The sequence below is a fragment of the Chitinophagales bacterium genome, from assembly GCA_040877935.1.
In the GTDB taxonomy this organism is placed as follows: domain Bacteria; phylum Bacteroidota; class Bacteroidia; order Chitinophagales; family CAIOSU01; genus JBBDNB01.
In genome coordinates this window covers 181,143-196,032 of sequence record JBBDNB010000039.1, presented here as the reverse complement: position 1 = coordinate 196,032, position 14,890 = coordinate 181,143, and the positions used below count along the sequence as shown (strand labels likewise).

Here is a 14,890-nt window from a genome sequence, read left to right as displayed (position 1 = left end):
TGCTTAACCCAGACTGTGATAGCAACACAGGCAAACCCCTATTTTCTCGACAAATTTGCTGGAGGTATGTTAAGCCATGTAGGTTTTTCTTCTGACCAACTCCAATAACAGGTGGCAGATCAAGGGGGTAAATATCTGTGGACATAGAGCATCACAAGCACAGACAAAAGTCTTTTCTTGTAAATTTAATTATGAATCGTTTTTTCAATACCCTCCTGTTCCCTGTATAACTCTGATAAGATGTCAGAGACTTCCTTGCTATGATTACTTATACGCAGCGCTTTTTCGAAGCAAATAATTGCCTGTTCATTATTTCCTGTCTTGATATAAATTTTTCCGAGGTTTGACCAGGGATCAAATTCATTGGGATATGCCTTAACTGCCTGTTTCCCAACTTCTATTGCTTTATTGTATTCCCCAAGCCTATACCAGGCATAAGCAAGGGAATTGTAATACAATAAATTATCAGAAGAATTGCTAATGGCCATTTCATAGTATGGAATGCTGTACTTAAGTAAATCATTGACCTCATATATATTGGCTATGCTTATCATGGCATTGGTATATGTTGAATCCAGTTCTATCACTCTTTTAAAGGATTTAACTGCCTTTTTGTATTCTTTCTTGTGATTATAAGCTTTTCCAAGATCGTAGTGTGCATTAAAGAAATCAGGGTAAATTTCAATTGCACTATTGTAGTGTTTAATTGCCTGATCAAGATAGCGTTGATTATCCAGTGAATTCTTGTTTTCATTGTATTCTCTCAAATAGTAACTTGCCAGCATGTTATGTGCCTGTGCTGATTTATCAAGGTATTTGATATCGTGCTCCATCAAGGTTAATGGATCTTGCCAAAGGTTGTTGCGAGCAACGGTTTTCACAGAATACACACTTATAATTAATATAAACATATATACTAAAGCATATTGAACTCTAATATTTGAATTCTTTCCTGGTTTAATTTTAAATATCCAGGTCAACAAATAGACCAGTGAAATACTAAAACCAATCGAAGCTACATAAGTAAGCCTGTCCCCCATCATCCCCACAACAGGATAAAACAAATTTGAAAACAGTAAAATACTTACCAGGTAAAAGACAATTCCATAACTCAAAACAAGATGCCTGCGCAATAATATAATTGCAGCCAACATTAATGCTAAATGTAAAACAAGCGATATCAGTGACTGCATATTACCTGTTCCAACAGGGACAATATGCGCATATCCATAGTAAAAGCCCATTGAAATTGGGACTAACATTTTTTTCAGATATTCTCCCAGTACATACGCAGAAGTGCCGATCTTTGTATTCCATGAAGCATCTTTGTCCAATGGTGATTCCAGGTATCCCAAAGGTCTGTCAGTATATTCCAATACCTCGGGTGTGGTCATTTCAATCATCTCAGCCAAAGGTTCAGACAAAGATAAATTGGCATCAGACTGTATAAGCCTGTAATTATAAATACCTGCAACAGTAAATCCTATAAAAGCACACAACAATAAAACCTGGCCGGTTTTTCCCAACTTTTCCCTCATTAGCAATAGTGGAATGATAGAAGCTATAACAAGGAAAATGTAATCTATAGCACTATCATATTTCCCAAGAAAAAACCTGAATACCAAATATATAAAATACAAAAATGAAGTGAACAGCAAGGCCCTGTTTCGGCTAGCTATAACCGACACCAAAAGCATTAATATGAGCGGTGTAATGGAATAGTGAACAAAAAAAGCTGCAGCAATGGTAAGAACAATAATAGAAGCAATATTTAATTTCTCTTTGGGTATGTAGCCTGCAACAAACAACAAAACAACGGCATATACAGAGGATTTGGCAACTATATCAGTAGCTGCAAACCAAAAAGTCACGATTAACATTAAACTCAATAAAACCAGGAAATATCTCTTTCGATCAGCAACAGACAATGCCATAAAAATAAAAGAGGCATTCACTGCTATTAGCACAGCAATATCATTGTTAAGTAATAGGCCTGTTACATAAAGCATCGCCAGCAATGCAATTATTGCTATAGTATTTGTTTCAAATACCTTTTTAAACCAGCCACAAAATGCTTTTAACCTATCATTTACAGGTCGATCCTTTGTGTATAAAAAATCATACGTGCGGTGGTAAGCAGATTCGACAAAACCACTCTTTAAAAGATAAGTGATGGTCAATGGAACAAAGGCACTTACAAGAAAAAATAGAAATTTTAAATGCTTGGCATTTTCCGGAATAAAAAAGACTGAAGCAACTGCAAAGAGAAAGCTCAAAATAAATACCCTTTTGTATTTCACATTTTCAAAGAAAACCGCAGATAGTGGTATTAATACCACAAATACCACCACACTCATTTTGGATAATATGCCCATGACCAAAAATATTAGTGATGGAAACAACAAAAACAGATACCCCCTATGTATAAATTTTATGGCAAATACCCAGGAAAGCATTGCAAAGAGCAGCGCAAGAATTTCATCCCTGTTTTTTATACTTGCTACCACTTCTGTATGGAGTGGATGTGCAATAAATATAAAAGCAACCAAAAAGCAAAAATGAATGCCCTGCCCAGGCAACAAACTTGATAATAAAACAAACAACAAGACTCCAGAAATAGCATAAAGCAGTACATTAATAAAATGACTGATCGTTGGGCTTTCCCCAAAAAATTGATGTTCAATGGCAAAGCTTGCAAGTGTTACCGGCCTGTATTCATATGCATACCCGTCCTCATCCTGATAATAATGTGAAGTAAAAATTTCCGGAATTGCTTCAACACCCCTGGAAGTATGTCTGTGATTTTGTGTGACCAGAGCATCATCAAAATTATACTCGTGGTTAATTGTATTACCATAGAGCAAAAAAGCAAAAGCAAACAATAGGAACATCATTACCCTAAATGAAGGCAATGACAAACTAAACCAGCTAAATACAGCATTTCCCATCAGATATCAATTATTCAAAAGCCTGATACTTACAGAATTGGTATCCAGTTCTCTAAAATAAAAACGAATACTATCACCAATGTAATTGTTATTGATCAATGCAAATAATTCACGGCTATCTAGATTACCTGTTTGCAAACTATCTGAAATTAACAACATGTTTTTTTGGTTCACACTACCAGCGCTCATGTTCTTAGGCTGAACAAATACTAGGGGTAGGTTTATGTTATCATTGCTGTTGGCAGGAAACTCAACCTTTATGAAATAATTTATTTCACTTTCATTTCCAAACCAATCCTTAAAGTTGATGATATTGTCTGCATAAACAGGGACTTTCAAACTGGCACCGGAAGGCAAACAAAATTTCATCCTATCGTAGATAAAAGTATTTTCATACCATTCATTGGGCTTATTATTTCCTGTTGTTGCATAATATTTGTTTATAAAATCTGAATATTTTAAACTATCATATACACTTTTAAAACTATCTGATACAGAATAATGGAATGTATAAGCACTGATCTTTTCTCTGGGTTCCAAAATATATTCCTGATTTTGGACAAGTTCCTCAACACTTGCAATTTCACCTTTATTATTAAGATAATATGCCTGAAAAGAAGGATCATACATTTGCCATTTTCCATCTGCATAGACTTCAGGAACCACATGTCCGCCCAATTCCCATACCCTGGCCTTAAAGCCAAGTGATTTCCATATAAAATAAAGGCTTGCTGACAAATCATCACATTGGCCAAAACCTATGGAATTTATTAGGGTCAATGGGTGGTGGATTTTTCTGCTTCCGGTGATGGAAGGTAAATATTCAATATTATCAATTACAAACCTCCAAGCCTTTCTTTCCAATGCCTCACTGGGAATATCATCGGGCATACTTCTTACATGCGCTGTAATTTCATCATTAGAAAAATAGCCACCTCCTGCCTTTAGTAAAAAGCAGGATTCACCTTTAGAAGTATTTACAATTTGCAATTGCTGGTTTTTCAAAATCAAAATCTCATGGTCAACGGTTCCGGTTTCATCTTCCATATAGAAGTTTCCACATGAAAAATTAATAATTAAAACAATGCTTAAAGCAGTTAGACTGATTTTCAAACTTTAATTATTTTTCAATATTAGAAGATCGATAAAGTTGAATGGCATAAAAAATAATTGCACAGTTGAACTCTACGCTGCCCCCTTCCATATTCCTGTCTTTGGTGCAGAAATATCCATATGGTGTATTGATTTCTTTCTCAGAAGACTTTAAAATATCATACATCAATTCCCTGACCATATGATTTTCAATTTCAAAATTCAAAAGTGTAATTGCGCCAATGGCTTTGTTCAATAGATTTTTTTCGACCTGCTCCCTGTTGCTTTTAAAGTAATTGCCAACTTTCTCTTTCAAATTTGAAAAGTCCGAAATGCCCTGACGATAAGCTCTTGATATATGAAATAGTGTAAATAAAAAGGATGGGTAAAAATACAGGTTGTGCTCATTGCCAAATAGTATGTCTTCGGTAATGTGATTTATTGATTTTTGGGTTTCTTTTGTGTTTGACAAGTATAAAACAGCATTTGAGGAAACCGAATGTTCAAAATCATTGTAATTGATCAACGGTGCATCGGTTCTGCCTTTCATAGCAAAGAAAATGGGTAAGGAATACCTGAGATCAGCAACCAATCTCAGCAGGAAACCAGGCATGCTCAGGTATTTAAACCGTGGTAAAAACCAAACATAAAAATTACCCCTCTTGTCAATTTGTTTCAGCAATAATTTTTTATTATCCGGGAAATCAACCCCACACTTTGTCAGCAAAAAAGACGCAAGGCTTGTATCATCAACATCCAACGGAGTATTAAACTTAAACAGGCCATTGTGCGGATAAAATCTCCACAAGCCACCTGCTTCCATCTGTGACCTTACAAATTGGGCCGCTTTACCTGTAATGGATTTCACCTTTTCATCATCAGATGATAAAAGTGCTATTGCTATAGATGTGGTGAGAAAAACCGAAGGCCCTGAATATATCCAGCCATTTTCCTTTTTACCAGGAAAAAAGAGAAATGTCTTGAATTCCCCATTTTCACATTGACCTGATTTGACTTTATCAAGACAATATTCTTCAAGTTCAGATAGTGTTTTGAACATAGACAAACCAAGCTAAAAATCAAAAAAAATAAATCTCTTCACACCGTGCACCTTCCTGAGTTTTTTGTAAAAAACAGCCTCCGAAATTTCAGGTCTTGATGTCATGGGCACTTTTTTTATACACTTATACTTTTCAGGAATCTTACCGGACAATACATCATGTATGCACCTAATATAGAAAGATTGATCAACTTCATAGCTTTCAATTGTTGATGTATTTTCATTCCAATGCTGGTAAATGAATGCAGCATTTTCGGGTATTATTCCACATGCAATGGCTATTCTGTCTTTGGGCGAATTATTATTCCCAGAGCCGTGAAACAAACTGTGTTTGTAGACTATAGCATCACCGGCTTTTAAATTGAAATTTTTGATAAATCTCGTGTATTTTTTCTGCTGCCCTATTTCCAGTGGTGGAAAAGTTGAACTTCTGTATGGAAGGCCGGCTTTATCGCTTTTATCAATAATCATAAGAGCACCAGAATCTTTAGTGACATTGGTAAGTGGGCACCACAAATTATAGGAGATATGTTGGGTTTCATCTACCAGGCTCCAATCCTGATGAAAATCGACTTCCCTGTTTTCTCCTGGTTTTTTTATCATAAACACACCGCCCAAAAGATTGCCCGAATTAAAATTCTCATCAAATGATGCTTCAATCTGTGACTTTATGTATCTGTTGATCTCAAAACTTTTTTCTGGGTTCAGATACAGATAATTGGGCTGGGTTTTATCTTGGTCAAGATTACAATCTGAATAAAATTTCAACAAATTGTCGATTTGCCCAGCTGACAGAAAAGAAGGGATTACTGCATATCCTTTATTTAATAGAGTGGTATTCAAACCTTCATCACGCAGTTCTATTTTTTTTGACACAACACTTTCCATAACAACTTTAATTCTTTAAATGCCATTTAAACTTGGGTCTTAAAGGACCAATGCTATACGACAAATTTGATATCTCCGGTTCTTCTTCTACCTGAAAGACCATGGCCCGTTTTTTTCTAACAAGTTTGCTTTTCGATTCAGGACAGGCAAAATAAAGATCAATTACAAAGGTACCAGATGAAAGAAAATTAGCCGGTATTTCACATGAAATTTTGTGCTGTCCTTTTTCCAGCTCAAATTTCACCTGATTTTCAGCGAAATTTGACATGGCAGTAAAAACAGGATTTCCCAATGAATCATACAAAACTATTCCAAATACTACATCTTCTTTAATGTTATCTGCTTTTTCTATGTCCAGTTCGATATTTATAGCTGAGCTTGTATAAATTTTTTCCTTTGGAGAAATTTCCACACCGGTGATCTTAACTTTATAATCCTCCGGTACATCATCAAATTTTATTTCTTTTTCAGATTGTTCTGGAGCATAAAGGTCATTCATATATTTTTTTACTGCTGCATTATTGTTCCCCATGAATTCTATCTCACCTTTTCTAAGAATAATTCCTTTGGTATAGTCTTCCACAATGTCGTTCAGGTTATGTGTTACATACAGAATGGTCTTTTCACTGTCAATAATTGATTCCGTTTTCTTTTTTATCTTATTTCTGAATTCGGCATCACCTACCGACAATACCTCATCAAACAGGTAAATGTCAAAATCCAGGTGGGCCATAATGCTGAATGCCAGGCGCAGATACATGCCATTGGAATATTTCTTTACCGGTTCGGCAATAAATCTTTCAATTCCGCTGAATTCAACAATTTGGTCAAATTTCTGTCTTATTTCCCTTTTGCTAAACCCGAGAATCTGACCGTTTAGGTAAATATTTTCCCTGCCGCTCAGTTCCGGGTGAAAACCCGCTCCTATATCCAATATACTTGCAAGTCGGCCATTTATTCGAACTTGCCCTGTACTTGGATAGGTTACATTCGCCAGGATTTTCAACAATGTACTTTTTCCGCTTCCATTGGGGCCTATTATACCTACACTTTCTCCCTTTTTGATCTCAAAGGACAAATTCTTTAGCGCCCACAATTCCTGACCGTTTCCCATTTCAGCATCCTCTGTGTTGCTTACAGAAAATACTTTAGAAACATTTTCAACTTTAATGGCAAAATCATTGCTCATATATAATCACTGAATTTTCTTTCATTTTTAATAAACAACCAAAACCCGAATAAAAACAAAGGGATTAGTACCAGCAATCCGGGAAGGAAATACAAATCAAATTCCCACTGTGGAAACAAACACCATCTCCAGGCTTCAGTGACAGCAGCCATTGGATTTAGATACCATATCAATTGCAAGGTACCGGACAATGTCTGTTTGGTAAAAAAAACCGGGGTCACCCATATTCCAAAATACATCAAAAAAGGCACGACATGAAGTATGTCTCTTTTTCTGTAAGCCAAAGCAGTGGAGATAAAAACCAAAAATAAAGCAGCCAGTGTATTGAAAAACAATACCAGCGGTATAAATACGATTTTCCACGAAACAATCTGCTGATGCCACAACAATAATGGGATGAACAATAGAAAGCTGATGACCAATTCAACCAGGGCAATGTATATTTTTGAAAAGGGCAATACCGCTTTTGGAAAATATATTTTTTTAATAAGCATAGCTGATTCCTGTATGCTCGCTGTGCCCTGATAAACAATGTATGAGAAAAAATTCCAACCGAGCAAACCCGATAAAACATACAGTGAATAGGGCAAACCCTCAGCATCCCATTTTAGAATATAGCCGAAAAAAAAAGCAAATATCAAAAGTGCTGTAAGTGGCTGTAAGATACTCCAGCCAATACCCAGGATTGTTTGGGCATATTTTACTTTCAAGTCTCTTTGTGCAAAGGTTAATATCAGAGCCCTGTAATCCCAGATTTTTTTCAACGAACCGGAAAGGCCGACCGGTTCTGATGTTATTAAAGTCTGCTTCATTAATTTGATTCTGCCACAAAAGTACTGCTAATATCGGTTTAAAATAAAACTGCTATGGTTTGTGACAAATGCCATGTATATCCATTTATTGGATTTATACAGACATATGGAATAGAAGTATCACTCCACCTTAAACCGCAATTTAAACTCGGCAATAAGCGGCCAGTGATCTGAAAGTTCCTGGTTGGGATCGCCTTCAAAATAAAAGGCAGGGTCGTCTGTCTGGAAGGAAAGGGCTGTAATTTCCACCTCATCATTTCCGCGGTAAAAGACCTTGTCCACCACCTCACAATCCGGACTGTTCCGGTCTGGATCGCAATCATCCAGCCTCGGGCTGCCCAAAGCCGGAATATCACCTTCCCTGATCAGCTCAATCCAGGCATCTTTAAAGCCCATATCCAGCACAGCCCTGATTGAATCTCCCTGGCGAACATAGCGACAGTTGAAATCACCAAACAGCAATACCGGCTTACCTTCTGAATGTTCTGCAATATAATCGGTAAGCTGGGCAATATTGGCTCGTCTAGCTGTAATGGATGCTTCATCACCACCGGCATTACAGTGCAAATTATAAAAATCAATGGTTTTGCCCTGTATTTCAATTTGTGAATAGTAAAAGCCTTTAGGGGTTAAACAATCTGCTTCGGTACACTCCGTCCATGGAATGCGTTCTACATTGGAAATCGGGAAATTTGAAAAGGTATTCAAACCATCGCCATTGGGTACAGGAGGCGAAGGGGGTGTTTTATATGGATGAGAATTGTACAACAAAAGTGAATCGTGATAATTAAAATCTTCCTGGACATGCACTACATCATAGGCATTCATCAGTGGACTGATTGAAGTCATGTATTTTTCAGGATCTGAGGAAGATATTCCCTGGGGTAAACCTGCTACATTGTAGCAGAGTATAGAAAATTCCACTTCGCGGTATTCCTCTACCTGGGTGGTATCGTTGGGGTTTTTGTCTTTATCATCATCCTTATCGTCAACCGGTTCTTTCTTGCAGGCACTTAACAATACAAGGTTGACAATAAAAAACAATACTAAAATGCGGATTGCGTATATCTTTGATTTCATAGGCTTAAATATACAGCAATTTTTAATCCCGATTAAACCCTGACAATGAAAATCACCATTTTGGTATTCTCCATTTCATGATAAGTTATTGATTTTCATTCGTCAAATTATGCAATCGCTTTTCAATTGCATAATGCGGGTTAAAATTCTTTATTCAGCAATTAATATCTATAAAACATAAAAAAAGCGCCAGTAAATATTTACTGACGCTCTTAAATTATTTGAAAGAAAATATAGATTAGCTACAGCTACAGCTATATGATGTTTCGTCTACATATGTATCGCCATCAATAGTTTGTTCAGTTTTTTCAATAGGGTTTGATTCATAATACTCTAGGCTTCGAACACCGCTTGTATTATTGTCACCACCTGGGCAAGCTGTGAAAGTTTCAGTTCGGGTGGTAGTAACTTCTACCGTGTTACCATCGCCATCTAATTCTGTATCCCTCTCTGTAACGGTGCAGTTACAAGTTTTACAGTCAAAATCTTCTGAACAGGATTGCAATACAAAAAGTAAAGAAACTGCGATAAACAGGTTTAAAAAATGTTGCTTTTTCATTGTTTGTTTGGTTTTAATTAAAGAATGAATAATAATTTGATTTCACAAATGTATAAAAAGCATTCATGAATTTTAAAACTATTCGAAAAAAAAGTTAAAATTTTTTATTGATGATGACAAAAGCTTCAGTTCCAGCTTAGCAAAGCAGACAGCTTTTCTGTATAAAGTTGCATAAACACTTACTATTCCAATTCAAATCCCTTATTTTTATGTGCATAAACAAATTTTAAAGCATTGAAATTTTTTAGCCGATTATTTACAGCAATTATTTTTATTGGAATATATTATTCAATATCTGCTCAGGAAAGCAGTGCTGATTGGGTAATTTCCCAAGGCAATTCAAACTTTGAAATCTCAACTAAAAAAATCAATTGCAGTGATGCATCCAAAGGTATCAGCAAGGAATACTTGTTTTTGAAAATTGAGAACAAAAGCAAAAATGCTTTGCAACTGGATTACAAAATCGAAAAATGGTATGATGAGGTTTGCAGCAATTGTGATTTAGATGAAAGAGAAAATTCTTCTTTCTCAATAGAACTGGCTGCTGGTGAAAGTGCTACCGGTTCATGTAAAGATTATAGAAACCGAAAACTTGCTGTTTTCTCTAAAATGACCGGAACTGCAAAAGCCCGAAAATTGACTGATTTTAAAATCATACCATTGGCTGTGAATGGTGAAAACGTCAAATAATGCAAAAAATATATCATTTCCTTTTAAGTTTATCATTTAGTATTTGTTTTCCCTTGTTTTTAAATGCTCAATGTGAAGTTGAGATTTCAAGTGTTCCCGATACCATTGTATGTGGAGATTATATTTCTTTGTCTGTTTTTGGAGAAGGGCAGGGACAACAGGTTTTTGTAGAACAGTTTGACAATGGAAACCCTTCTGGCTGGGCATTCACACAACAAGCTACCTTTACAAACCCATGTAGCCCCAATGGTGTAGATGGCACCACGCACATCTGGATGGGAGATCAATCTGCCGTTCCACGTGCACTTGAAACAGTCGGCTACGATTTAACACCAGCAACTGCTGGAGTCACCATTTGTTTTGATATGCTTTTTGCTGAACAAGGGAATGCTGCACCCTGTGAAGGGCCAGACGAACCTGATGAAGGGGTTTATATTCAATACTCTACCGATGGAGGTAATACCTGGACAGATATTCATTATTTCGATCCTAATGGTGGCAATGACCCCGATCTGGTCAATTGGAACAATTGGTGCTTTCCCGTTCCCCCTGGAGGAATCACAACCAATACCAGCTTTCGTTGGTTTCAGGACTATGATTCTGGAGCTGAATACGACCACTGGGGCATTGACAATGTGAATATCTACTATAATGACCCTACTTACGAAATTACCTGGCAGCATGACAACTACTCTTATGGAGTAGGAAATCCGGGCGGTGAAAATCCCAATCCCATAAATCCATCCAATACAACTACTTATTATGTAGAAATGACCAATGGTAATTCCACATGTTCAGACTCAGTAACTATTAATGTTGTTGAACCTCAACTAGAAATTAATGCAGGTGCTGACACTACTATATGCGAAGGAAATTGTGCAGAATTAAGTGCTTCTGCTAAAGTCATTCACAGGCCTGCTGCACATAGAACTTATTCTAACATCCAGCCAGAGCCAGTTAGTAGTACTTTTGGCTCAGAATCTTCAGTTAATGTTAATGTGCAAACATTAAACATGAACAATGTGCTGCCAAACTCTATTACACAGGTTTGTATTGATAGATTCAGTTATTTCGGTGTCGACATTACTGCTATTCCTCCCGGACCTAATAGCATACAAACTGCGGCTGATCTAGATATTTATCTTGAATGCCCTGACGGCACAAGAATATTACTCGTTCCTGCCGGAGCTACTCAAGGACAAAACATCGCTTATCAGCCCATTCCATTTTTCCCAAGTTTTCAAGGGCCCGATAGCGTCACTTTTGTTAACACCTGTTTTGTCCCGGCAGGCCCTCCTATATCAACAGGTTCTGGGACAAGGCATAGCAGCAGTTTCGGACCTGATGAAAATTTTAATAACCTTACAGGTTGCACTGCCAACGGAGTTTGGTCTATTGTAGTTACTGCTGGCTCTAATTTCGCCTCTGCTGGAGAAGGAACTTTAACTGGTTGGTCTATTACCTTTGATGACCCAGAACTCAGCTATGAAGCCGACTTTACCTGGAGTCCCACTACCAATATGACAAACGAAAACACTTTGTCGCCAACAGTTTGCCCTACTGCTGATCAAGAATATATTTTAACTGCCACAGATACAGCCGGCTGTGTAACGCTTTCCGATACTGTTTTTGTGCAGGTTGATTCGGTATGCTGCGATTTGGAATTTGAGGCCACCGTGCAAGAACCCGCCTGTGGACAAAGTGATGGAAGTATTACTTTGAATATTACCCAGGGCAGTGGCAATTATGATATTTCATGGGACAATGGACAATCGGGGCTATCCGCCACCAATTTGTCTGCCGGGGTTTATACGGCAACCATTGAAGATTTGGGTCAAAGCAATTGCATTAAAGACAGCACATTTACCCTAAGCAATCCGGGGGCGCCTGTTATTGATACCGCAGTAGCCATTGCAGAGACCTGCCTGGGCGATAATGATGGAATTGCGGGAATTGCGGTAAGCGGTGGTATGCTCCCCTACTCTTTTGCATGGGACAATAGCACTTCAACTGATTCGGTTTTATTCAACCTATCTCCCGGCACCTACAATGTGACTGTTAGTGACAACAACGGCTGTGAAGCTACTGCTTCCATGACTGTAGATCCGGGACTAAATTGCTGCGATATTTCCCTTACTGCTGCTATCACTGACCCTGATTGCGGAGCAAGCAATGGCAGCATATCTGTCGCTGTGCAGAATGGTAGCGGCAATTATGACTATACCTGGCAACCATCCGGTAGTGGAAACAATTTGAGCAATCTCAGTGCCGGAGTGTACGATCTTACAGTGGAAGATTTAGACCAGGTGAATTGTACGATAGATACATCTATAACATTGACTGGAATAGTTAACTCAGGAATTACCATTGACACTGCTATTTGTGCAAATGAACCTATAGTTTTTAATGGAGTAGTTTTTGATTCAGCAGGTACATACTCTTATACCTTACAAACCCCTTCAGGTTGTGACTCGGTAATTAATTTAAACATATCCAATATCCAAGCAATCGGCCAAGCACCAGACCCTAATTTTTTCAATACAGGAAACAATGGAAGTGGAGGTATATTACCAGGTGGTAATAATGATTTGAATTGGGAAGTTGCTGTAAACGATATCAATGGCTCTTACAATCCGGCTGTCGTGATGAGTAGTATTCCTGGAAATTATTATAGCAGCCCTTTCCCGGATGCTGAATGGATTTCACATAATCAAACTGGGGGACATGGAGGTAGCCTTGATTATTTCTACAAAATTGAGTTCGAGCTTCCTTGCATGGATTCTTGTGGCAGAAGTTTTTCAGACCAAAATGCATTTTGTTTGGCATTGGATTTTTTCAGCGACAATTCTGTTTTTGAAATATATATTAACGGAACTGCCCAATCCGGACAAATACCAGGTATTCCTGTTGGTAATCCTTATACACATACTGGCTATGCACAATCGGGTATGTTAAGTGTAGCCCTTTGTGACGACTGGAATCCCGGTTTGAACACATTGATTTTACATGTAGCGTCTGCTGCAAATTTTGCTGGCTTTTTGGCCCAAACTAGTGTTAACACCCCTCCCTTTGTTGCAAATTATGATACGATAAATACCAGTATTTGTGAAACAGATACGATTACTTTTAATGGTGTGGACATATTTGAACCTGGTTCCTATCCATTTGAATTGACCAATACATTTGGATGTGATTCTAACATCGTTTTGGATGTAGAAGTGGTTTCTCAGGTTTTCACAGATATTTATGATACCATATGTTCAGGTGATCAGTTTGAGTTTAATGGTGATTTCTATTCACAAAGTGGTGTTTATTCAGATACTTTGCAAAACGCTGGTGGTTGTGATTCCATAGTCACCTTATATTTACAAACCAATGATCTATCATCCACCGTCCTGATTCAGGGGGCGAATTGTAATTCAAATGACGGCTCTATCGAAGTAAATACAGATTCATCCACAGCAGTTTTACCTTTGGGTTTTTCAATTGATGGCGGAGCTTTCGGTAACAATCCAGTATTTGATAATCTTTTTGCCGGAAATTATACCATTGTTGTAGAGGATGCCGATGGTTGCACAGATACTGTGAATGCTCAAGTAGATGAAGCAAACAATACAGTTAGCCTAAGCCTTGATGTGGATCCCATCAGCTGCAACGGAGCTGATGATGGAAGCATTTCAGCAATAGCAGGAACGAACAATCCCCCGCTGCAATACAATTGGAACAATGCAAGTACAGATACTTTTATTGACAATTTACCTGCGGGTACTTATTGGGTAGAAGTAACCGATCAAAACAATTGCAGCAGAAGTGATACCGTAGAATTGATTGATCCTGCTCCTCTGACTGTGAACTTAAGAGGAACCATAGTGCTTTGTTTTGGAGAATCTGAAACGCTTGATGCAGGAAACTTTGCTGCTTACTCCTGGTCAACAGGCGAAACAAGTCAAAGTATAGAAGTAAGCCAAAGTGGTACATATTCAGTTACAGTAAGTGATGCCAATGGCTGCCTGGCTGCTGATTCAGTGACTGCAAATATCAGTGATTCATTGATTGTAGATGCCGGACAAGATACATCCATTGTGGAATTTAACAATGCTCAATTACAGGGCTTGATCAATGGAAGCACCAATCCTCCGGGAATATTTGTTTGGTCTCCCGAATATCTATTAAGTTGCGATAATTGCCTGAATCCTATTGTTGCCCCACTTGAAACACAGGAATTCGTGCTGAGCTATACTGATGCCAACAATTGCACAAAAACCGATACCATTCTGATTGAAGTACTTGAAGGAGAATATTACATGCACATGCCAACGGCTTTTTCACCCAATGGAGATGGACTCAATGATTATTATGCTCCTGTTCACAAAGGTGTTGACCAATTTGTGTTCCGCTTATTCGACCGCTGGGGCGAACTGCTATACGAAAGCCGAGATGTAAATGAAGCATGGGATGGCAGATATAAAGGCAAGTTGATCGAACCCGGTGTTTATGTATATCGTATTTATGCAGAATATATTAACCTGGAAACATACGAACGATCCGGCAGTATAACGGTTATCAGGTAAA

At 37.8% G+C, this 14,890-nt stretch carries 10 protein-coding genes; 2 read left to right on the top strand and 8 right to left on the bottom strand.

Translation table 11 applies throughout. The annotated features are described in order from the left end of the window. Positions 1-185 precede the first annotated feature (185 nt). The 8 genes from WD048_09995 to WD048_09960 all read right to left on the bottom strand — a co-directional run bounded on the left by WD048_09995 (position 186) and on the right by WD048_09960 (position 9,628). Positions 186-2,948, bottom strand: coding sequence for a tetratricopeptide repeat protein (locus WD048_09995; GenBank protein ID MEX0812535.1), 2,763 nt, complete (start codon positions 2,946-2,948; stop codon positions 186-188). A gap of 6 nt (positions 2,949-2,954) precedes the next feature. Next, positions 2,955-4,061 (bottom strand): transglutaminase domain-containing protein, encoded by a 1,107-nt coding sequence (locus tag WD048_09990; GenBank protein MEX0812534.1) that lies wholly within the window; start codon positions 4,059-4,061, stop codon positions 2,955-2,957. 7 nt (positions 4,062-4,068) lie between these two features. Continuing rightward, a complete protein-coding gene (locus tag WD048_09985; GenBank protein MEX0812533.1) occupies positions 4,069-5,100 on the bottom strand; it encodes a hypothetical protein in 1,032 nt (343 codons plus the stop codon). Between the two features lie 12 nt (positions 5,101-5,112). Further along, positions 5,113-5,988: a phytanoyl-CoA dioxygenase family protein gene (locus WD048_09980; protein ID MEX0812532.1), complete on the bottom strand. Its 876-nt coding sequence runs from the start codon at positions 5,986-5,988 to the stop codon at positions 5,113-5,115. A 7-nt stretch (positions 5,989-5,995) separates the two neighbouring features. Continuing rightward, positions 5,996-7,177, bottom strand: coding sequence for an ABC transporter ATP-binding protein (locus tag WD048_09975; GenBank protein MEX0812531.1), 1,182 nt, complete (start codon positions 7,175-7,177; stop codon positions 5,996-5,998). Continuing rightward, the gene (locus tag WD048_09970) at positions 7,174-7,989 is read right to left on the bottom strand and encodes an ABC transporter permease (protein MEX0812530.1); all 816 of its coding nucleotides are present in this window, start codon (positions 7,987-7,989) and stop codon (positions 7,174-7,176) included. The genes WD048_09975 and WD048_09970 overlap by 4 nt, the downstream gene beginning before the upstream one ends. A gap of 120 nt (positions 7,990-8,109) precedes the next feature. After that, a complete protein-coding gene (locus WD048_09965) occupies positions 8,110-9,069 on the bottom strand; it encodes an endonuclease/exonuclease/phosphatase family protein (protein ID MEX0812529.1) in 960 nt (319 codons plus the stop codon). 238 nt (positions 9,070-9,307) lie between these two features. Beyond that, a complete protein-coding gene (locus WD048_09960; GenBank protein ID MEX0812528.1) occupies positions 9,308-9,628 on the bottom strand; it encodes a hypothetical protein in 321 nt (106 codons plus the stop codon). Positions 9,629-9,862: 234 nt separating this feature from the next. Between WD048_09960 and WD048_09955 the strand changes: the two genes are divergently transcribed. Then, the gene (locus WD048_09955; protein ID MEX0812527.1) at positions 9,863-10,318 is read left to right on the top strand and encodes a hypothetical protein; all 456 of its coding nucleotides are present in this window, start codon (positions 9,863-9,865) and stop codon (positions 10,316-10,318) included. After that, entirely contained in the window at positions 10,318-14,889 is a 4,572-nt protein-coding gene (locus tag WD048_09950; GenBank protein MEX0812526.1) for a T9SS type B sorting domain-containing protein, read from the top strand. Before WD048_09955 ends, WD048_09950 begins: the two co-directional genes overlap by 1 nt. Position 14,890: the final 1 nt, after the last annotated feature.